Here is a 19221-nt window from a genome sequence, read left to right as displayed (position 1 = left end):
CGGGTCAGTCCTCCAGGGCGGTGCTGTCGTCGCCGAGCCGTCCGCGCACCACGTCGAACGCCTTCATCCGCTCCAGTACGGCATCCGCGGTCGGCCGCTCCATCCGGTCCACGATCCGTCCGTCGGCGAGGAAGAGCACCAGGTCGGAGTGGGCGGCGGCGCCCGGGTCGTGGGTGACCATGACGACGGTCTGCCTCAGGTCGTCCACGGCGCTGCGCAGGAAGCCCAGCACCTCCAGCCCCGCCCGCGAGTCCAGGTTGCCGGTCGGCTCGTCGGCGAAGATCAGCTCGGGCCGGGAGGCCAGCGCCCGCGCGCAGGCGACCCGTTGTTGCTGACCGCCCGAGAGCTGCGCCGGGCGATGGGTCAGCCGTCCGCGCAGCCCGAGGGTGTCTATGACCTGGTCCAGCCACTTCTCGTCGGGCTTCCGGCCCGCGATGTTCATGGGCAGCGTGATGTTCTCGACCGCGTTCAGCGTCGGGATGAGGTTGAACGACTGGAACATGAACCCGATCCGGTCCCGGCGCAGCCGGGTCAGCTCGCGGTCCCTCAGGCCGGTGATCTCCGTTTCGCCGATCCAGACCTGACCGGCCGACACGTCGTCCAGTCCGGCCAGGCAGTGCATCAGCGTGGACTTCCCCGAACCCGAGGGCCCCATCACGGCGGTGAACCGGCCGCGTGCGATGTCCACGTCGACCGAGTCCAGGGCGAGCACGGCCGTCTCGCCCGAGCCGTACGCCTTGGTCAGCCCGCGGGCGCGGGCGGCGACCCCGCCGTCCGGCGCCTGGCCCGGCGCGTACTCCGCAGCAGGTGTGGACAAGACCGCCTCCCGGTCGCCTGGACGTCCCGACTCCTGGTCGGGGCCGAGCCTAGTGTGACCGGTCGCACAGCCGGAATCCCCCCTGGGGCCGAGGACTCGGAGACCGTGTAAGGGGCACCTTCCGGCCGGCAGCTCTTGCCGTTGCTAGCATCTCGGCGCTAGCGTCGAAGCATGGCGAAGACCCAGCTGAACGTGCGCGTGGACGAGGACACCGCCCGCGCGGCCCGCGAGCGTGCCCTGGCCCGCGGCATGAGCGTCAACCGCTACATCGAAGAGCTGGTCAGACAGGACGCCGGGGAGGCCGGCCGCACCTTCGTGGACGCCGCGGCCGACTTCATGAAGCAGTACGAGTCCGTGTTCGCCGAGGAGTTCACCGAGACGCGCGGCACCGATTCCGGCGCGGGTCGCAGCTGATCCCTTGAACGATCTCAGTATCGACCTCGCCTGGCTGCTCATGCTCGCCGAACAGGGGACGCCCGGGGATCCGCAGGTCACCGACTGGGGCGCGCTGGTCGCCGCCGTCGCCCGGCACCGGGCCGAGATATTCGACGTGCCCGTCTACGACACGCCGCACGCCCGCGCCGCGGCCCTGCTCCAGCTGCTCATCCACGTGCCCGCGCTGGAGCGCTCCAACGCGCTGTTCGCCTCGGCCGTCGCCTACGCCTATCTGGTCGCCAGCGGCCTGAAGGTCGTCACCACACCCGAGCAGGTCCGCGACCTCGCACGGCTGGTCAAGAACGGCGCGGCGACCATCGACGACATCGCCCGGGAACTGCGCCGCTGGAGCCTGTGATCAGCGCCGGTCCGGCTCGTCGGGCCGCCACGCGGTCCCCAGCACGCAGTACGAGGCGGGCAGCTTCGGACCCTTCTCCGGGACCAGCATCCGCCGCAGCGGGCCGAGTTCGAACCCGGCCTCGCGCAGCGCGGCCACCGGCTCCCGGGACACGTGGCAGCCGCCGTTCAGCGCCGGCCACAGCCTCCGGTCCAGGGTGCGCTGGGTCAGCGTCATCATCCGGCCGCCGCCCCGGCCGTGCTCGAAGAACCGCACCTCACCGCCAGGCCTGAGCACCCGCCGTGCCTCGGCCAGCGCCCGGGGCACGTCCCGCACGCTGCACAGCACCAGCGACAGCACGACCGCGTCGAAGGCCTCGCTCTTGACGGGCAGCGCCTCCGCCGCCCCGGGCACCACGTCGACCGGCACCTGGGCGTGCCGCGCGGACTGCAGCGCCAACTGTCTCAGCAGCGGCTCCGGTTCGATCGCCACGACCTCCGCGACCGCCGCCGGGTAGTGCGCGAAGTTCAGCCCGTTGCCCGCGCCGATCTCGATCACCCGCCCGGACAGCCCCGCGAGCAGCCGCTCGCGCACCCCGGCCATCCCGAGCCGGGACTCCGCGGCGACACTGAACCGGGCGTAGTAACGGGCGAACAGCGGGTGGTGGACGGGACTCTGCGCCACCTTGCCGGAACCGGCCGACGACAGCCGCATGGCAACCTCCCGGAGGACGGGCCTAGGGAGATTGTCCCCCGTACGCCCCCGTCGCACCCCCGCCGAACGAGTCACGGCTCACGAGAGGACGTCGTGCACCTGTTCGTAGACGCCGTGGTCGTTGTTCATGTCGGTGTGCGAGATGCAGCCGACGTCGACGTTGGCCGCCCCGCTCAGCTCCGCCGAGGTGTCGGGGTTGATCGCCTCGTCGCAGTCCGACCAGTAGGCGGCGTACGTCACACTGCCCGGCGTCTCGTCACCGGAGTTCAGCGCGGTCAGGAAGGCGCTGCCGGTCTGCATCTCCTTGCACGAGGTGTACAGCCACCCGCACAGGGAGGCGACGGAGGTGCCGTGGTTCACCCCGGCGACCGACACGAAGTGGTCGACGGACGACGTCCCGCCGAGGTTCTTCAGGTAGTAGCGGCCGCCCAGGGCACCCATGGAGTGGACGACGATGTCGACCTTCGAGGCACCGGTCTGCGCCAGCACGCTCTTGACCTCGGTGGCCAACTGCTGGGCGGTGGTGGCGTTGGACTGCGACCAGTCGTACGACCAGGCGAACAGCTCCGAGGAGCTGTAGCCGTCGGCCTCGAAGTCCGCGACCCAGTCGTTCCAGCTGCTCGCCGAGCTGCTGATGCCGTGCACGAACACGATCGGATCGTGGCTCGCCGCGTGCGCGGGGGCGGCGGTGAGGGGGAGTGCCAGAAGGAGCGATGCGGTCATCGTCGACAGTGCTGTGACGACGCGACGCTTGTGGCGCTGCATGATGCCTCCTGAAACGGGTGGGGATGCCAGGAGTGTCGGGACGGGTCTACGCGCGCCGCATCGGTGAAGTCGCCAGTCTTTACTAGTCAACTAACCCGCCAGTAACGTCGGTCGTGTGGTGACTCCGGTCAATCCCCCACCCCAGCACCGCACTTCGCCACCGAAGCCCTCCGAGGCCGTCCACGCCCGGCTCCTGCGTCTCGTGCACGACGACCCGCGCGCCGCCGCCGAGGCCGTACCGCGCCTGACCGCACGTCAGCGAGCGGGCCTGGACCCACCTCCCATCGAACCGGCTGCCTTGGCACCCGAGTTGCTGCGCGCGCTGCGCCGGGAGATCCGCGCCCTGCCGGACGACACCCGGCGCCTGCTCCTCCTCGCCGCCGCCGACCAGCATCCGGTGGCCGCCCACGCCTACCTGCGCGCGGTCGCGGCGGCCCGTCTGGACACCCGCCCGCTGGAAGCCGCCGAGGCGGCGGGCGTCGCCCAGGCCACGGCCGGAGGCGTCGTGTTCCGCGACGACTGGACGCGGATCGCCGCCTACGAGGCCGCCTCCCCGGCCGACCGGCGCGAGGCCCACCGGCTGCTCGCCCGGGTGCTCGGCGGCGGCAGCGAGAGCGTCCGCCGGTCCTGGCACCGGGCGGCGGGCGCCCTGGGCCCCAGCAGACGGCTCGCGGCCGAACTCCGGACCTCGGCGGACCGTGCCCGCGCCGCCGGTCAGCCGGCCCTGGCCGGTGCCCTCGCCGAGCGCGCCGCCACCCTCTGCCCCGACCCGCGCGAACACGCCGGTCTCCTGGCCCGGGCGGCCACCGACGCCTGGCACGCGGGCCGGCCCGACCGGGCCCACCGCCTCGCCTCGCGCACCGACACCCCCGCCCTCGACGGCATCCTCGCCCTGCGGGCGGGCAACGCGACGGAAGCCTTCGACACCCTGCTCGCGGCGGCAGCCGGCAGCAAACGCCCCGCCGAATCCACCGAGTCACTGACCCTGGCAGCGGAAGCCGCCGTCTACACGGGCGACTTGCGGCGCGCTCACGAAGCCCGGACCCTCGCCCGCCGCCTGGCCGTCCCAGTCCCTGGCATCCTGCCCGGCCTCACCGCAGCGGCCGAGGGCGACTACGAGACCGCCCGCGATCTGCTCAGGGAAGCGGCGGGGCGCAGCGGGCTCGGCGGCGAGCCTGCGGCCGGCAGCACCCCCACCCTCCTCATCCACGCCGGCATCGCCGCCCTCATGCTCGGTGATCACACCCGTGCCACCACCGCCACCTCGCGCGCCGCCGCCGCGGCCCGGGCCGGGGGCACACCGGTGATCGAGGCCCAGGCCCTGGAGTTCCGTGTGTACGCCGACTTCTGGACCGGGCGTACCCGTGCCGCCGAGGCCGCCGCGCGGGAGGCCCTGCGGCAGGCGTACGCCACCGGGCAGGACAACGGGGCCTGTCATCTGCGGGCCGCCCTGGCCATGTTCGCGGCGGTCACCGGGGACGAGGACGGCTGCCGGGCGCACGCGGCGGCCGCGCGTGGGCACGCCCTCGCCCGCGGCCTCGGCCTGCCCGCAGCGCTCGCCCAGTGGGCGCTGGCCTTCCTCGACCTCACCACCGGCCGTTTTCCCGCGGCGGCGGCCCGGTTGCGCGCCCTCGCCGGATCCGGTCCCGGACACGGCCACCGCGCCATCCGGCACCTGGCCACCCCGCACTACGTGGAGGCGGCCGTCCGCACCGGCGACACCCGTGTGGCCCGTGCCGCCCATGCCGACTACGAGCGCTGGGCCAGGGCCGTGGGCAGCCCCGACGACCTCGCCCTCAGCGTCCGCTGCCGGGCCCTGCTCGCACCCGGCACCGAGGCCGTGGAGCACTACCGGACCGCCCTCGACCTGCATGCCCGGGGCACCCGCGACCTCGAACGCGCCCGCACCGAGCTGCTCTGCGCGAGCGCCCTGCGCAGGCTGCGCCGCCGCGCCGAGGCCCGCGACCGGCTGCACAGCGCCCTGGAGGCTTTCGAGTCCTTCGGCGCACCCCACTGCGCGGCCCGGGCCCGGGCCGAACTCCGCGCCCTCGGCACCCCGGTGTCCGCACCCGCGGCGACGGACCCGGCCGCCCTGCTCACCGCCCAGCAGCTGACGGTGGCCCGCATGGCCGCGGAGGGCGCCACCAACCGCGAGATCGCCGACCGGCTCGACCTCAGCCCCCGCACCATCGACCACCACCTGCGCGGAGTCTTCGCCCGCCTGGGCATCCGCTCACGGATCGAACTGGTACGCCTCCTCGACGCCTCCACGGGCACCGACTAGGGGCTGTCCGGCGGATCGCGCCGGCTCCGGCCAACGGTGTCTCATCCGTACGACTGGGCGCGGCCGTGAGGATGCCCCGCGCGAGCGGATTCGAGCGTGCCGACGCCCGCGACTCCGGCCGGATACGCCGTGGGCGCCTCGCGCATCCCGAACGCCTCCGTCAGGGAGCCTCCCGGATCCGGAAGGCCTCCGCGTCCCACATCCCGTACAGGCGCGGGGCCAGCCACTCCGGTGCCGCCGTGCGGAAGTCGGCGGGCTGGAGTGCCCCGGCCCCTGCGGGCAGTGCGCCGAGCAGCGGGGCGGCGGCCACCTCCGGCAGGTCCATGACGTTGCAGCGGGAGGCGAGGTCGGCGGCGTCGGGCCAGCTGCCGATCACCACGCCGGCCAGCTCCAGCTCCCGCGCGCTCAGTTCACGGGCCGTCAATTCCGTCGTGTTCAGTGTGCCGAGCCCGGCGGAGGCCACGACCAGCACCGGCGCGTTCAGCAGCCGGGCCGCGTCCGCCAGCGTCCCGCCCGCCGCGTCGAACCGTACGAGCAGCCCGCCCGCCCCCTCGACCAGCACCAGATCGTGCTCGGTGGCCAGCTTGGCCGCGGCCTCGGCCACCTCGTGCGGATGCACCGGGGCCATCCCGGCCCGCCGGGCCGCCGTACCCGGAGCCAACGGCTCGGGGAACCGGGCCAGTTCGGTGGCCGTGACGGCCCCGGCGAGCCGGGCGACCTCGTCCGCGTCGCCGCGCTCGTCCGGCCGTACCCCCGTCTGCGCGGCCTTCAGCACGGCCACCGACTGCCCGGCCGCGAGCGCCGCGGCGGCGACGGCCGCGGTCGTGACCGTCTTGCCGACCTCCGTGCCCGTCCCCGTGATCACCAGTACCGGCATCTCATCCCTCCCGCGCCGCGGCGCACACCGCGCGTGCGATCCGTGCCACGTCCGCGTCGTCCGTGACGTACGGCGGCATCGTGTAGATCAGGTCGCGGAACGGGCGCAGCCACACGCCCTCCCGCACCGCGGCCCGGGTGGCCGCGGCCATGTCCACCTCGTGGTCGAGCTGGACCACCCCGATGGCGCCGAGGACGCGGACGTCCTTGACGCCGGGAAGGTCCGCGGCCGGAGCCAGGCCCTCGCGCAGGCCCGCCTCGATCCGCCCGACCGCCGACCGCCAGTCCTGCCCGAGCAGCAGCTCGATGGAGGCGCAGGCCACGGCCGCCGCCAGCGGGTTGCCCATGAAGGTCGGCCCGTGGGCGAGCACCGGCACCTCGCCCTGCGAGATGCCGTCCGCGACCCTGGGCGTGCACAGCGTCGCCGCCAACGTCAGATAGCCGCCGGTCAGCGCCTTGCCCACGCACATCACATCCGGTGTGACGCCCGCGTGCTCCGCCGCGAACAGCGCACCCGTGCGCCCGAACCCGGTGGCGATCTCGTCGAACACCAGCAGCACGTCGTGCGCGTCGCACGCCTCGCGCAGCACCCGCAGATACGCGGGGGAGTGGAACCGCATCCCACCCGCGCCCTGCACCACCGGCTCCACGATCACCGCGGCCAGCTCGTCGGCGTGCCGCTCGATCGCCGCGCGCAACTCCTGCGCGTACGACTCCTCGTAATCGGCCGGAGGCGGGCCCAGGAACACCTGGCGCTGGAGCACGCCGGTCCACAGCTCGTGCATCCCGCCCTGGGGGTCGCACACCGACATCGGCTGCCAGGTGTCGCCGTGGTAGCCGCCCCGCCAGGTCAGCAGTCGCTGCTTGCCCGGACGGCCGAGCGAACGCCAGTACTGCAGGCACATCTTCACGGCGACCTCGACCGACACCGACCCGGAGTCGGCCAGGAACACATGCTCCAGGCCGTCCGGTGACATGTCGACAAGGAGCTTCGCCAGCCGTACGGCGGGTTCGTGCGTGAGCCCGCCGAACATCACATGGCTCATCCGCCCCAGCTGCTCGCGCGCCGCCTCGTTGAGGACCGGGTGGTTGTAGCCGTGGATCGCCGACCACCACGAGGACATGCCGTCGACGAGTTCACCCGAGCCGTCCGCGAGCCGCAGCCGGACCCCGCTCGCCGACTCCACGACGAGCGGTTCGGCACGCCCGGGCATCGGACCGTACGGATGCCACACGTGCCGGCGGTCCAGCTCCAGCAGCTCGGGCACGCTCAGGCCGGACGGGTCAGGCATTGGGCGCGAGGTCCGTTCCGGCACCCCGGCGGCGGACCGCCACCAGGTCGGTGCGCGGCTCGTTCGTGGCCGGCACGGACGCCGTACCGCACACGTCCGCTCCGTCGTGCGAACCGCAGACGGATCCGCACCCGGTCTCGCCGTGCGACCCGCAGCCCGCGTCGGCGTGCGAGCCGCATCCGCCCGCGACCGCCGTGGCCCGGTGCTCCGGCAGCGTCACCTCGCCGGCGCCCTCCACCTCGAACCCGGCGTCCGCGATCATCTCCAGGTCGGCCTGGCCGGCCTGGCCCTCGCTGGTCAGGTAGTCGCCGAGGAAGATGGAGTTGGCCAGGTTCAGCGCGAGCGGCTGCATCGTGCGCAGGTGGACCTCGCGGCCGCCCGCGATGCGCACCTCGACGTCGGGGCAGACGAAGCGGACCATCGCGAGGATGCGCAGGCAGCGCTGCGGGGTGAGGTTCCACTCCGCGGAGAGCGGGGTGCCCTCCATCGGGATGAGGAAGTTCACCGGAACGGAGTCGGGGTCCAGCTCGCGCAGCGACAGGACCACGTCCACCAGGTCCTCGTCGGTCTCACCCATACCGGCGATGAGACCCGAGCAGGCGGACAGACCGGCGGCGTGCGCCTTCTGCACCGTGTCCACCCGATCGGCGTACGTGTGGGTGGTGGTGATGTCCCCGTACGTGGCCTCGGAGGTGTTCAGGTTGTGGTTGTAGGCGTCCGCGCCCGCTTCGCGCAGCCGTTCGGCCTGGCCGTCGGAGAGCAGACCGAGGCAGGCGCACACCTCGACGTCCTCGTTCTGGCCCTTGATGGCCTTGATGGTCTCGGAGACCCGGTCCACGTCCCGGTCCGTCGGGCCGCGTCCGCTGGCCACCAGACAGACGCGCTTGGCGCCCCCGGCCAGGCCCGCCGCGGCGGCCTGGGTGGCCTGGTCGGGCTTGAGCCAGGTGTACTTGAGGATCTCGGCCTTGGAGCCGAGTCGCTGGGAGCAGTAGGAGCAGTCCTCCGGGCACAGCCCGGACTTCAGGTTGACCAGGTAGTTGAGTTTCACGCGCCGGCCGAACCAGTGCCGGCGCACCTTGCCGGCCGCGGCCACCACATCGAGCAGGTCGTCGTCGGAGGTGGCGAGCACGGCGAGTGCTTCCTCACGGGTCGGCAGCTCGCGCCGCAGCCCCTTGTCCACCAGCGTGTTCAGCAGATCCATGAGGCCCGATCCTGTCCTACGGGACCACTTCGGGCCAAGGTGAGTTTGCACAACGAAGGCGGATCACCGTGTGGGTATTGCCACACCCTGGGTGGTCGGCCGTGCCGCTAGGGTCTGTCCGCTACCTACAAAAGCCCCGGAGGACCCATGGCGTTCGGCTGGATCGACGAGCAGGCCGAGGCGCGCCGCCGCGCCGGACTCGTCCGGACCCTGCGCCCGCGCCCCGCCGACTCGCCGCTGCTGGATCTGGCGAGCAACGACTATCTGGGCCTCGCCCACCACCCCGAGGTGGTCGAAGGGGCGGCCCGGGCCGCCCGGACCTGGGGCGGTGGCTCCACCGGCTCCCGGCTGGTGACCGGCACCACCGAGCTGCACACCGAGCTGGAGCGCGAACTGGCCGACTTCTGCGGGTTCGAGGCGGCTCTCGTGTTTTCGTCCGGTTATGCCGCGAACCTGGCCGCGGTCACCGCGCTGGGCCCGCACGGCTCCCTGATCCTGTCCGACGCGGGCAACCACGCCTCGCTCATCGACGGCTGCCGGCTCGCCCGGGGCACCACGCAGGTGGTCGGGCACGCCGACCCGGAGGCCGTGGACAAGGCGCTGCGCACGCACGGGGGTGAGGCGATCGTCGTCTCCGACACCGTGTTCTCCGTCGACGGTGACGCGGCCCCGCTGGCCGCGCTGGCCGAGGCGTGCCGGGAGTACGGCGCAGGGCTGGTCGTGGACGACGCCCACGGTCTCGGTGTGCTGGGCGACGGCGGCCGGGGCGCCCCGCAGGCGGCCGGTCTCGCGGGCGCGGCGGACGTGGTCGTCACGGCCACGCTGTCCAAGTCGCTGGGCAGCCAGGGCGGGGTGGTGCTGGGTCCGGCCCGGGTGATCGACCATCTGGTCAACGCGGCCCGGACGTTCATCTTCGACACGGGTCTGGCCCCCGCGGCCGCTGGCGCGGCGCTGGCGGCGCTGCGGCTGCTGCGGCGCGAACCGGCGCGAGCGGAACGGGCCCGCGCGGTCGCTGCCGAACTGCACGCACGCCTGACCGCCGCGGGTCTGGAAGCGGTGCGTCCGGACGCCGCGGTGGTCTCGGTGCGGGCTCCGTCCCCGGAGCAGGCCGTGCGCTGGGCGGCCGACTGCCGTACGGCAGGCCTGGCCGTGGGCTGCTTCCGTCCTCCTTCCGTGCCCGACGGCATCTCACGGCTGAGGCTGACCGCCCGCGCGGACCTCTCCGGGGCCGAGATCGAACGCGCTGTACGTGTGATCGGCGAGACGCGACCATGAGTCGGCGTGACACGGCCGGGCGTCGCACGAAAGTGATCGGATCTGATCAGTAGGGGTCGGTCGGGTCGGGTGGGAACGGGATCATCGGAGCGCGGTCACGAAGCCCGCCCAGCTCCCGGGGGAGAAGAGCAGCGCGGGTCCGGCCGGCTTCTTGGAGTCGCGCACGGCGAGCAGCCCGGCCCAGCGGCCGGAGTGCGGCCGGGCCGTCTCCACGCAGTTGTTGGCTCCCGTGCTGTAGCTGCTGCGCAGCCAGCGCACGTCGTGCAGATCGGTACTGGCAGGGACGTTCCGAGGCGGTGCTGGCATGGTGCCTCCTTACGCGCCGTCACCTATCCCGGCGATGTAATCCAACGAGTCCTCGGGTGAAAGGGCGTGGATCTGGAGGGTGTTGAAGGCCTCGAGGTAAGCCTTGAGGTCTTCTTTCCGTTCCAGGTAGAGGCTACTCGTCAACTGGTCGAGAACAACCACATCCAGATCAGAAGTGCTCTGAAATGAGAAAATAACGAAAGGCCCGGTGAGGCCGACATGCGCACCGGCGGCGAACGGGAGCACCTGGAGGCGCACTTGGGGCAGGCGGGCGCACTCGACCAGCCGGGCCAGCTGCCGCGCCATGACCTCCGGCCCGCCGATCTCGCGCCTGAGCACCGCTTCGTCCAGCACGGCGCTCAGCTCCAGCGGTGGATCGGAGCGCAGCACGTCCTGCCTGGCCAGCCGCACCTCCACCAGCGCGTCCAGCCGCTCCTCGTCCACCCCGTCCAGGGCCGCCCGGGTGACCGCGTGAGCGTATTCGGGCGTCTGCAGAAGGCCGGGAACCACCGTCGTCTCCAGGGTGCGCATCCCGGTCGCCTGTGACTCCAGGCTGATGAAATCGCGGTAGGTGGGCGGCAGAATGCCGCGGTAGGCGTGCCACCAGCGGCTGCGGCCGCCCGCCTCCTCCGATCCCGCCAACATCAGCAGCAACTCGCGCAGTTGGCCGTCCCGTTCCCCGTAGGCGTCGAGGAGTAACCGCACGTCGGCCGGTTTCACCCCGCTGGCGCCGGTTTCGATGCGGCTCACCTTCGACTGGTGCCAGCCCACGAGACGGGCCGCCTCACCGCTGGTGAGCCCCACCCCGGTGCGCAGTGCACGCAGTTCGGCGCCCAGTTTGCGACGCCGCACCGCGGGACCGTTCTGCATGGGTTACTCCTTACTCCTTCCGGGCCGCCCAAATACGGTCTCGCGTCGCAGAGTTCACCGCTTTGAGCGACAGATATATGCATATCTTGGTGGATCGCTCCCCTGACCGGCCCGGTGATGGCAGTCTGGCGAACAAGCACCAGTCCGGGACCGTACTCGAACCATCCGCTCCTCGTCGGACTGCGGTCCCGTGGGAAAGGGACGACGTCGCCATGGCAGACCATCTGGAAGCATCCGTCACTCTGCCGAGCGATCCCGCCTCGGTCTCCGCGGCCCGCTCCTACGTGGTGGGAACCCTTGAGGAGTGGGGCCTGCCGTCGGACACCGAAGTGGCCGACACCGTGCGGCTCATCGTCTCCGAGCTGGCCACCAATGCCGTACAGCACACCTTCGGACAGTCACCCACCTTCACGGTCGACATCGCACTGGACCGTGACGAACACCTGCGCATCGGCGTCACGGACAGTCATCCGCGCTTTCCGAAGAGACTGCCCGCCGCCGTCCAGCAGGACAACGGGCGCGGCATGGTCATCATCCGCTGGCTCACCGCCGAGTGCGGTGGCAAGCTCCGCGTCCGTCCCACCCGCGAGGGCGGCAAGACGGTCTCCATCGAACTTCCCTGGACCATCCCGGCCGAGCCGGTCACGGCAGGACAGCCGGAGCTCTAGCCGGCCCCTGCCCGCCCCTGCTGAACCGCTGCGGCAGCAGGCGGCAGGCCCCACTCGGCCGGTCGACGGTTCACCGGGACGGCCGCTGACGCACCGGCGTCTGCCGCGCACGGCCGAACGCCCCGTGCAGCAGGGCCCGGAACGCCTCCGCCGCCGGAGCGACCTCGTCGGGCCGGAAGGCGACCGAGATCGTACGGCGCAGCCGTCCCGCCTCCAGCGGCCGCACCCCGACCGGAGTGACCGCGGTCCGCGCCACCATCTCCGGTACGACCGCCACCCCGAGCCCCGCGCTGACCAGCGCGCACACCACGGCGTACCCGGGGGTCGGCACCAGCAGTGCAGGAGTGGCGCCCGCCTCGGCGAGCAGGGCCTCCACCTCCCGCCGCGCCGGATGGTGCGGGGCCATGCTGATCAGCGGCTGCCCGACCAGCTGCTCCAGCGGCAGCCGCGACGAGGCGGTGCTCAGCGCATGACCCGGCGCCGTCACCAGCACCAGCTCCTCCACCAGGACCGGCTCCAGACCGACCGAGGCAGGCACCGTGGTGGCCTCGCCCGGGTGGTAGGCGTGGGTCAGCGCCAGATCCACCTCACCGGCCGCCACCGCGGCGACCCCGGCCGGCGGGTCGTAGTCGGCGACCGACAGCTCGACGTCCGGGTGTGCCCGGCGGAACGCGCTCAGCGCCGGCGGCAGCAGATGGACGCCCGCGGTCGGGAAGGTGCCGAGCCGCAGCACCCCGCCCGACAGGCCGGTCAGCCGGGCGAGTTCGTGCCGGGCCTGCTCCAGCTCGTCCAGCACCCTCCGGGCCCGCGCCACCAGCACCTCGCCCGCCTCGGTCAGCCGGGCCCCGCGGTGGTGCCGTACCAGTAGCGCCGTGCCCGCCTCCCGCTCCAGCTTGGCCAGCTGCTGGGAGAGCGCGGGCGGCGTGTAGCCGAGCCGGTCGGCGGCCCGTGTGATGGAGCCCGCCTCCGCCACGGCGACCAGCGCGGCCAGCCGAGTGGGGTCGTACATGGCACCAGCCTAAAGCAGTGTTTAAGACTGACCCTGCTCATTCGAAATACCTGCTGAAGGCTCGCTCCGGGCACGCTGGCCGTATGGACGCACAGCTCATCGCCTTCACCGCAATCGCCGCCGGCCTCGTCGCCATGCCGGGCGCCGACTTCGCGGTGGTCGTACGCAACGCCCTGCTCTCCCGCCGCGCCGGCGCGGTCTGCGGGCTCGGCATCGCGGGCGGCCTCCTGGTGCACACCACGCTGGCGGTGGCCGGAGTCGCGGCCGTGCTGGTCGCCGTCCCCGCGCTCTTCCGCGCGCTGCAGCTGCTGGGCGGCGCCTATGTGCTGCAGCTCGGCGTGCGGACCCTGTGGTCGCTGCGGCGGCCCGCCGTGGCCTCCGACGAGGCGGCACCGTCGGCCGCGCACCCGCTGCGGCAGGGCTTCGTCACCAACGTCCTCAACCCGAAGGCCTCGCTGACCTTCCTCAGTCTGCTGCCCCAGTTCGTGCCGTCCGGCGACTCCGCGCTGCCCAGGACGCTGCTGCTCGCGCTGATCGTCTGTACGCTGGCGCTGGCCTGGTTCCAGGTCGTGGCCCTGCTGGTGAATCGCCTCGGCAGGTGGCTGCGCCGACCCCGGGCCGCCCGCATACTGCAGACGGGCACCGGGGCGGCGCTCACGGTGCTCGGAGCGGCTCTGCTCCTGGAGCCGCTCCTGCCCTGAGTCCGGGTCAGCTGACCCGGCCGTACCAGACGCTCCTGCTCCAGATCTTCTCCAGCCGCACCACGGCCCCGGTCTTCGGCGCGTGCCAGATCTTGCCCTTCCCGGCGTAGATGCCGACGTGGTAGACGCTGGAACCCGAGTGGAAGAACACCAGGTCGCCGGCCTTGCGGTTGCCGGCCGAGATGTGGTGCGTCTTGTTGTACTGCTGGGCGGCCGTGCGCGGCAGCTTCTTGCCCGCCTTCTTGAACGAGTAGAGGGTCAGCCCCGAGCAGTCGAAGCGGCGCGGCCCGGTGGCCCCCCATGCGTACGGGGCACCCTTCTTGGAGGCCGCGACCTGGAGTGCCTTCGCCGCCGTGCCGGCGGCCGAGGCGTCGGTGGCGAGGCCCGGGACCACGATCGAACCGCCCACGGCGGCGAGCGTGAGAGCCGAGGCCGTACCGGCCCGGGCCATGAGCGACGGGACACGATTGAGCGCAGTCATGCGCAACCCTTCGTCAGCCGCCTGTGAAGGATGACCTGTCGGATTCGGGCTGGCGAAGTTGCCCGGCCGCGTTGCTGCGGCTTCACCCCAAGGGCTGCTCGGTGCGGCTGCCCGTCTGTGCGACGAACGTCCGTTCCGGCGACCCGTCTTGCTTGGGTCCTCCACTCCTGCCGATCCACTCCTGTCGACCGGTCATCCAGGGCGGCGGCAGGACTCGGCGTCCGCCCGGATCGCCCCGCCGCGGTGGCGGGGTCTTGTCGTCAGACAGGGATCTTCACTCACAGGAGTCGGAAAATCCCAATGGAATCGGGGATTTGTGGCGTTACTCACCACTCACCCGTTCGGGTGGACGGTGCTGTGTTCGAGGCTCCGTCAGATCCCGTACGTAGCCCCGGACCTGGGACGAAGCACTTTCGCGCCGACCTTGAACCGGCGTACTGCGCAAGCCGGGAGACCCGGAAAAAGTTCTGAAGATACGCCGGCCGGGGGTACGTCGTTCGGGCCGTTTCGTGTCCGGCTCCGACGGGTCCGTCGACGCGTCGGTCCCGTCGGGCCGGACGGGCGTCCGGATCAGCCCACGCAGTCCGGCGGGAGCACGACGCGAGCGGTGCGGCGCTCGCCGTCGAGCACCCTCAAGGCCCGTGCCAGCGTGTCCCCGTGCAGCTCCGTCTCGCCGCGCTGGTGCATGAGGGCGAGCGCGTCGCGCAGCTCGGACGCCTTGCGCACCAGGGCCTGCGCCGCGCGCAGCCCGCGGTAGGTGTCCCCGGACTGCGCCGGATTGATCCGGCCCAGCAGGTCGACCGCCTCCAGATAACGGTCGATCAACTCGCCCTCGGCGCACGTCAGGGCGGGCAGCGGCGGAAGCTCCGGTGGCAGCATCGGCCGGCTCACCCCGCGTGCTGTGCGCCGGGGGTGCCCCTGCGGCTCGGGACGACGCCGTCCACCAGGCCGTACGCCAGTGCGCCCGGCGCGTCCAGCACCAGCTCCCGCTCCAGGTCCCGATGGACCTGTTCCGGAGTGCGCCCGGTGTGCAGGACCAGCATCTCCTCCATGAGCGTGCGCGACCGGGCCAACTCGTCGGCCTGGACGACGAGGTCGCTCGGTTGTCCCTGGGTCGGCTCGGGCAGCGAGGGCTGTTCGAGCACCACGCGTGCGCTCGGCAGCGTGAACCGCTTTCCCGGGGTCCCGGCCGCGAGCAGGATCGCGGCGGCCGAGGCGGCCTGGCCCAGGCAGTAGGTCTCCACGTCGCAGGTGACGTACCGCATCGTGTCGTAGACCGCCGTCAGCGCGCTGAACGAGCCGCCCGGGCAGTTGAGGTACAGCGTGATGTCCCGGTCCGGGGCCGCGTGTTCGAGGTGCATGAACTGCGTGATCACGTCGGTCGCCGCTGTGTCGTCGAGCGGTGTCCCGAGGAACACGACTCGGTTCTCGAACAGCTTCGAGTAGGGATCGAGCGTGCGGTGGCCCGTGCTCGTGCGCTCGGTGAACTCGGGCAGGACGTGGCGGGCTGACGGTCGGGTCATGGGCATACCCCTTCCTCGCGACAGGGCCTGTGGTGGCCTCGCTTCTGTAAAAAATGTACAGGACGTACATGACGTTAGAATGGGGGTATGGCCTACGAGATTCCGGTGACGCAAGCCAGGGCTGAGCTCGCCGACCTGATCAACCGGGTGGTGTACGGCGGTGAGCGCGTCGTCGTGACGCGGCACGGCAAGCCGTTGGTCGCGCTGGTCTCGGCCGCGGACCTGGAGCGGCTCGACGCCCTCGACGAGCCGGCCGAGGAGCAGCCGGTGGTCACCTCGGTGTCCCGCGTCCGCGAGGCCGAGCCCGCGACCCGGGAGCCCCAGCGCTTCGGGATCGCGGCCGAGCACCGGAGCCCCGGCGTCTCGTAGCCGGGTATGTGCGGGCCCATTGCGCAGTCATGTGTTGATCAAGGCCTGGTTAACGTCGCTGAAACTCCGGCGAACTAGCCTGCCGATCCACGCCACCAGGGGTTTTTCTGCCCGAGTCGATCACGTTCGGGCGAGTTTGTCTGTGTGTTACACCTATCCCGCCGTGGTGGCTGCGGCAGCCGGACCCCGCACGGTCCGGAGCAAGGACTGTGAGGTGGGACGTGCAACTGACCCCGCACGAACAAGAGAGGCTGCTGATCCATGTGGCGGCCGACGTGGCCGAGAAGCGCAGGGCCCGTGGGCTCAGGCTCAACCACCCGGAAGCGGTCGCCCTCATCACGTCGCACATCCTCGAGGGCGCGCGTGACGGCCGTACCGTCGCCGAGCTGATGTCCTCCGGCCGTAAGCTCCTCACCAGGGAAGACGTCATGGACGGCGTCCCCGAGATGATTCACGACGTGCAGGTCGAGGCCACCTTCCCGGACGGCACCAAGCTCGTCACCGTCCACGAGCCGATCATCTGAGGGGGCCGCGATGATTCCCGGAGAGGTGCTTTTCGCGGACGGCCCCGTCGTCTGCAACGAGGGGCGCGAGGTCACCCGGCTGACCGTGCTCAACGCCGCCGACCGGCCCGTCCAGGTCGGCTCCCACTACCACTTCGCCGAGGCCAACCCCGGCCTGGAGTTCGACCGGACCGCCGCCCACGGCAAGCGGCTGAACGTCGCCGCCGGCACCGCCGTACGCTTCGAGCCCGGCATTCCCGTCGCCGTCGAACTCGTGCCCCTCGCCGGCGCCCGGATCGTGCCCGGACTGCGCGGCGAGACCGGAGGTGCCCTCGATGCCTGAGATCTCCCGCGCCGCCTACGCCGACCTGTTCGGCCCCACCACCGGCGACCGTATCCGGCTCGCCGACACCGACCTGCTGATCGAGATCGAGGAGGACCGCTCAGGCGGCCCCGGACTCGCCGGTGACGAGGCGGTCTTCGGCGGTGGCAAGGTCATCCGCGAGTCCATGGGCCAGTCGCGTGCCACGCGCGCGGAAGGCACCCCCGACACCGTCATCACCGGTGTCGTCATCGTCGACCACTGGGGGATCGTCAAGGCCGACGTCGGCATCCGCGACGGCCGGATCACCGGCATCGGCAAGGCCGGTAACCCCGACACCATGGACGGCGTGCACCCCGACCTGGTGATCGGCCCCGAGACCGAGGTCATCGCCGGCAACGGACGGATCCTCACGGCCGGCGCCATTGACGCGCACGTCCACTTCATCTGCCCGCAGATCGCCGACGAGGCGCTCGCCTCCGGCATCACCACCCTGGTCGGCGGCGGCACCGGACCGGCCGAGGGCTCCAAGGCGACCACCGTGACGCCCGGCCCCTGGCACCTGGCCCGGATGCTGGAGGCGATGGAGCAGTACCCGCTCAACATCGGCTTCCTGGGCAAGGGCAACACCGTCTCGCACGAGGCGATGCTCTCCCAGATCCGCGGCGGCGCCCTGGGCCTCAAGCTGCACGAGGACTGGGGGTCGACCCCGGCCGTCATCGACGCGGCCCTGACCGTCGCCGAGCGCACCGGCATCCAGGTCGCCATCCACACCGACACCCTCAACGAGGCCGGTTTCGTCGGTGACACCCTCGCCGCGATCGCCGGCCGGGGCATCCACGCGTACCACACCGAGGGCGCCGGCGGCGGGCACGCACCGGACATCATGACCGTGGTCTCCGAGCCGCACGTGCTGCCCAGCTCGACCAACCCGACCCGGCCGTTCACCGTCAACACCGCCGAGGAACACCTCGACATGCTGATGGTGTGCCACCACCTCAACCCGGCGGTCCCCGAGGACCTGGCCTTCGCCGAGTCCCGGATCCGGCCGTCCACCATCGGCGCGGAGGACATACTCCACGACCTCGGCGCGATCTCGATCATCTCCTCCGACTCCCAGGCCATGGGCCGGGTGGGCGAGGTCGTCCTGCGCACCTGGCAGACCGCGCACGTCATGAAGCGGCGGCGGGGCGCGCTGCCCGGCGACGGGCGGGCGGACAACCGGCGGGTACGGCGCTACGTCGCCAAGTACACGATCAACCCGGCGCTCGCCCAGGGCCTGGCTCGCGAGATCGGCTCCGTCGAGAGCGGCAAGCTCGCCGACCTGGTGCTGTGGGAGCCCGCGTTCTTCGGGGTCAAGCCGCACCTCGTCATCAAGGGCGGCCAGATCGCGTACGCACAGATGGGTGATGCCAACGCGTCCATCCCGACGCCGCAGCCGATCCTGCCCCGGCCGATGTACGGGGCGATCGGACGGGCGCCGGCCGCCAACTCGTTCAACTTCGTGGCCCCGGCGGCCATCGAGGACGGGCTGCCGGAGCGGCTGCAGCTGGGCAAGCGCTTCGTCGCCATCGACTCGACGCGCGGGGTGACCAAGGCGGACATGCGCGAGAACGACGCGCGTCCCCAGGTGCGGATCGACCCCGACAGCTTCGCCGTGCACATCGACGGTGAGCTGGTCGAGGCGGCTCCGGCCGTCGAACTGCCCATGGCCCAGCGCTACTTCCTCTTCTGATGTCCAGGGCAGCACTGCTCGTCCTGGCCGACGGCCGCTTCCCCGCCGGAGGGCACGCGCACTCCGGCGGGGCGGAGGCCGCTGTCAGGGCGGGACGGATCACCTCCGCGGCGAGCCTGGAGGACTTCTGCCGCGGGCGGCTGCACACCGCCGGCCTGGTCGCAGGCGCGCTGGCGGCCGCCGCCGTCCTGGGCGTCGAGCCCCGGGAGCTGGACGCGGCCGCGGACGCCCGCACCCCCTCGCCGGCGCTGCGCGGCGCCGCGCGCAGGCTCGGCCGGCAGCTGATGAGAGCCGCGCGCTCGAGCTGGCCGTCGGCCGAACTCGACGCGCTGGCGGGGGAGTTCCCCAAGGGCGCCCATCAGCCGGTCGTGCTCGGAGTCGTGGCGAGGGCGGCCGGCCTCGGCCCCGTGGACGCCGCGTACTGCGCGGCGTACGAGAGCGTGAGCGGGCCGGCGACGGCCACGGTCCGTCTGCTGAGCCTCGACCCGTTCGACGCGACGGGAGCTCTGGCCCGGTTGGCTCCGGAGCTGGACCGCGTCGCGGACGCGGCGGTGGAGGCGGCGCGGAGGGTGGCCGACGAGGGAGTCGATGCGCTGCCCGCCGCGTCGGGGCCCTTGCTGGAGGTCGGTGCGGAGTGGCACGCGACCTGGCCGGTACGACTGTTCGCTTCCTGACCGGGGGCTGCGCCCCCGGACCCCCATCGGCCTGAACGGCTCGTCCTCGGACTCCCCCGGAGGG

23 protein-coding genes and 1 riboswitch are annotated in these 19221 nt (G+C 72.3%); of the genes, 11 read left to right on the top strand and 12 right to left on the bottom strand.

The window, feature by feature from the left end:
• Positions 1-4 precede the first annotated feature (4 nt).
• Positions 5-817 carry an ABC transporter ATP-binding protein gene (locus ACIRVH_RS22890; protein ID WP_403956099.1) on the bottom strand — a complete coding sequence of 271 codons (813 nt, stop codon included), beginning with the start codon at positions 815-817 and terminating at the stop codon, positions 5-7.
• 171 nt (positions 818-988) lie between these two features.
• Between ACIRVH_RS22890 and ACIRVH_RS22885 the strand changes: the two genes are divergently transcribed.
• Positions 989-1231, top strand: a complete 243-nt coding sequence (locus ACIRVH_RS22885) for a toxin-antitoxin system HicB family antitoxin (RefSeq protein ID WP_389186092.1) — start codon at positions 989-991, stop codon at positions 1229-1231.
• Between the two features lie 4 nt (positions 1232-1235).
• Positions 1236-1610 carry a fic family toxin-antitoxin system, toxin component gene (locus ACIRVH_RS22880; protein ID WP_403956096.1) on the top strand — a complete coding sequence of 125 codons (375 nt, stop codon included), beginning with the start codon at positions 1236-1238 and terminating at the stop codon, positions 1608-1610.
• Here ACIRVH_RS22880 and ACIRVH_RS22875 read toward each other — a convergent pair whose 3' ends face one another.
• Both ACIRVH_RS22875 and ACIRVH_RS22870 read right to left on the bottom strand, forming a co-directional pair.
• The gene (locus ACIRVH_RS22875; RefSeq protein ID WP_403956095.1) at positions 1611-2303 is read right to left on the bottom strand and encodes a class I SAM-dependent methyltransferase; all 693 of its coding nucleotides are present in this window, start codon (positions 2301-2303) and stop codon (positions 1611-1613) included.
• 78 nt (positions 2304-2381) lie between these two features.
• On the bottom strand, positions 2382-3068 hold the full coding sequence (locus ACIRVH_RS22870; RefSeq protein WP_403956093.1) for an esterase/lipase family protein: 687 nt from the start codon (positions 3066-3068) through the stop codon (positions 2382-2384).
• Between the two features lie 118 nt (positions 3069-3186).
• Between ACIRVH_RS22870 and ACIRVH_RS22865 the strand changes: the two genes are divergently transcribed.
• Positions 3187-5352, top strand: a complete 2166-nt coding sequence (locus ACIRVH_RS22865; protein WP_403956358.1) for a LuxR C-terminal-related transcriptional regulator — start codon at positions 3187-3189, stop codon at positions 5350-5352.
• A 160-nt stretch (positions 5353-5512) separates the two neighbouring features.
• On the opposite strand, the gene bioD is transcribed toward ACIRVH_RS22865, so the two are convergent.
• The 3 genes from bioD to bioB are packed head-to-tail and all read right to left on the bottom strand — an operon-like array spanning position 5513 to position 8721.
• Positions 5513-6229 carry a dethiobiotin synthase gene (bioD, locus tag ACIRVH_RS22860; RefSeq protein ID WP_403956091.1) on the bottom strand — a complete coding sequence of 239 codons (717 nt, stop codon included), beginning with the start codon at positions 6227-6229 and terminating at the stop codon, positions 5513-5515.
• A 1-nt stretch (position 6230) separates the two neighbouring features.
• Entirely contained in the window at positions 6231-7520 is a 1290-nt protein-coding gene (locus ACIRVH_RS22855; RefSeq protein WP_403956090.1) for an adenosylmethionine--8-amino-7-oxononanoate transaminase, read from the bottom strand.
• Positions 7513-8721, bottom strand: coding sequence for a biotin synthase BioB (gene bioB, locus ACIRVH_RS22850; RefSeq protein ID WP_403956088.1), 1209 nt, complete (start codon positions 8719-8721; stop codon positions 7513-7515). The genes ACIRVH_RS22855 and bioB overlap by 8 nt, the downstream gene beginning before the upstream one ends.
• Before the next feature lie 147 nt (positions 8722-8868).
• Here bioB and ACIRVH_RS22845 point away from each other — a divergent pair, with 147 nt between their 5' ends.
• Positions 8869-9996: an 8-amino-7-oxononanoate synthase gene (locus tag ACIRVH_RS22845; protein ID WP_403956086.1), complete on the top strand. Its 1128-nt coding sequence runs from the start codon at positions 8869-8871 to the stop codon at positions 9994-9996.
• Positions 9997-10077: 81 nt separating this feature from the next.
• Here the strand turns inward: ACIRVH_RS22845 and ACIRVH_RS22840 are convergent, their stop codons facing one another.
• Together ACIRVH_RS22840 and ACIRVH_RS22835 are read right to left on the bottom strand one after the other, a co-directional pair.
• Positions 10078-10302, bottom strand: coding sequence for a DUF397 domain-containing protein (locus ACIRVH_RS22840; protein ID WP_403956084.1), 225 nt, complete (start codon positions 10300-10302; stop codon positions 10078-10080).
• A gap of 9 nt (positions 10303-10311) precedes the next feature.
• On the bottom strand, positions 10312-11172 hold the full coding sequence (locus tag ACIRVH_RS22835; RefSeq protein ID WP_403956082.1) for a helix-turn-helix domain-containing protein: 861 nt from the start codon (positions 11170-11172) through the stop codon (positions 10312-10314).
• 212 nt (positions 11173-11384) lie between these two features.
• Between ACIRVH_RS22835 and ACIRVH_RS22830 the strand changes: the two genes are divergently transcribed.
• On the top strand, positions 11385-11840 hold the full coding sequence (locus ACIRVH_RS22830; protein WP_403956080.1) for an ATP-binding protein: 456 nt from the start codon (positions 11385-11387) through the stop codon (positions 11838-11840).
• A gap of 70 nt (positions 11841-11910) precedes the next feature.
• On the opposite strand, the gene ACIRVH_RS22825 is transcribed toward ACIRVH_RS22830, so the two are convergent.
• Complete coding sequence (locus ACIRVH_RS22825; protein WP_403956078.1) at positions 11911-12849, bottom strand: LysR family transcriptional regulator; 939 nt, start codon at positions 12847-12849, stop codon at positions 11911-11913.
• Between the two features lie 83 nt (positions 12850-12932).
• Here ACIRVH_RS22825 and ACIRVH_RS22820 point away from each other — a divergent pair, with 83 nt between their 5' ends.
• Positions 12933-13550 carry a LysE family translocator gene (locus tag ACIRVH_RS22820; protein WP_403956076.1) on the top strand — a complete coding sequence of 206 codons (618 nt, stop codon included), beginning with the start codon at positions 12933-12935 and terminating at the stop codon, positions 13548-13550.
• A 7-nt stretch (positions 13551-13557) separates the two neighbouring features.
• Here ACIRVH_RS22820 and ACIRVH_RS22815 read toward each other — a convergent pair whose 3' ends face one another.
• The 3 genes from ACIRVH_RS22815 to ACIRVH_RS22805 form a co-directional block, all read right to left on the bottom strand.
• Positions 13558-14031, bottom strand: coding sequence for a C40 family peptidase (locus tag ACIRVH_RS22815; protein ID WP_403956074.1), 474 nt, complete (start codon positions 14029-14031; stop codon positions 13558-13560).
• A 3-nt stretch (positions 14032-14034) separates the two neighbouring features.
• Positions 14035-14251: riboswitch (cyclic di-AMP (ydaO/yuaA leader) on the bottom strand.
• Between the two features lie 350 nt (positions 14252-14601).
• On the bottom strand, positions 14602-14910 hold the full coding sequence (locus ACIRVH_RS22810) for a hypothetical protein (RefSeq protein WP_403956072.1): 309 nt from the start codon (positions 14908-14910) through the stop codon (positions 14602-14604).
• An 8-nt stretch (positions 14911-14918) separates the two neighbouring features.
• On the bottom strand, positions 14919-15554 hold the full coding sequence (locus tag ACIRVH_RS22805) for an ATP-dependent Clp protease proteolytic subunit (RefSeq protein ID WP_403956071.1): 636 nt from the start codon (positions 15552-15554) through the stop codon (positions 14919-14921).
• A gap of 87 nt (positions 15555-15641) precedes the next feature.
• On the opposite strand from ACIRVH_RS22805, the gene ACIRVH_RS22800 reads away from it, so the two are divergent.
• The 5 genes from ACIRVH_RS22800 (at position 15642) to ACIRVH_RS22780 (ending at position 19157) form a co-directional block, all read left to right on the top strand.
• On the top strand, positions 15642-15923 hold the full coding sequence (locus ACIRVH_RS22800) for a type II toxin-antitoxin system Phd/YefM family antitoxin (protein ID WP_403956069.1): 282 nt from the start codon (positions 15642-15644) through the stop codon (positions 15921-15923).
• 221 nt (positions 15924-16144) lie between these two features.
• On the top strand, positions 16145-16447 hold the full coding sequence (locus ACIRVH_RS22795) for an urease subunit gamma (protein ID WP_403956068.1): 303 nt from the start codon (positions 16145-16147) through the stop codon (positions 16445-16447).
• Between the two features lie 10 nt (positions 16448-16457).
• The gene (locus tag ACIRVH_RS22790; protein WP_403956066.1) at positions 16458-16769 is read left to right on the top strand and encodes an urease subunit beta; all 312 of its coding nucleotides are present in this window, start codon (positions 16458-16460) and stop codon (positions 16767-16769) included.
• Positions 16762-18483, top strand: a complete 1722-nt coding sequence (locus tag ACIRVH_RS22785) for an urease subunit alpha (protein WP_403956064.1) — start codon at positions 16762-16764, stop codon at positions 18481-18483. Before ACIRVH_RS22790 ends, ACIRVH_RS22785 begins: the two co-directional genes overlap by 8 nt.
• Positions 18483-19157, top strand: coding sequence for an urease accessory protein UreF (locus ACIRVH_RS22780; protein ID WP_403956063.1), 675 nt, complete (start codon positions 18483-18485; stop codon positions 19155-19157). Before ACIRVH_RS22785 ends, ACIRVH_RS22780 begins: the two co-directional genes overlap by 1 nt.
• The last annotated feature ends 64 nt before the right edge of the window (positions 19158-19221 follow it).

It is taken from the genome of Streptomyces sp. NPDC101165 (assembly GCF_044768135.1).
Lineage (GTDB): Bacteria > Actinomycetota > Actinomycetes > Streptomycetales > Streptomycetaceae > Streptomyces.
Note: the sequence above shows the minus strand (reverse complement) of the source record. Positions and strands in the feature narration are given on the sequence as shown.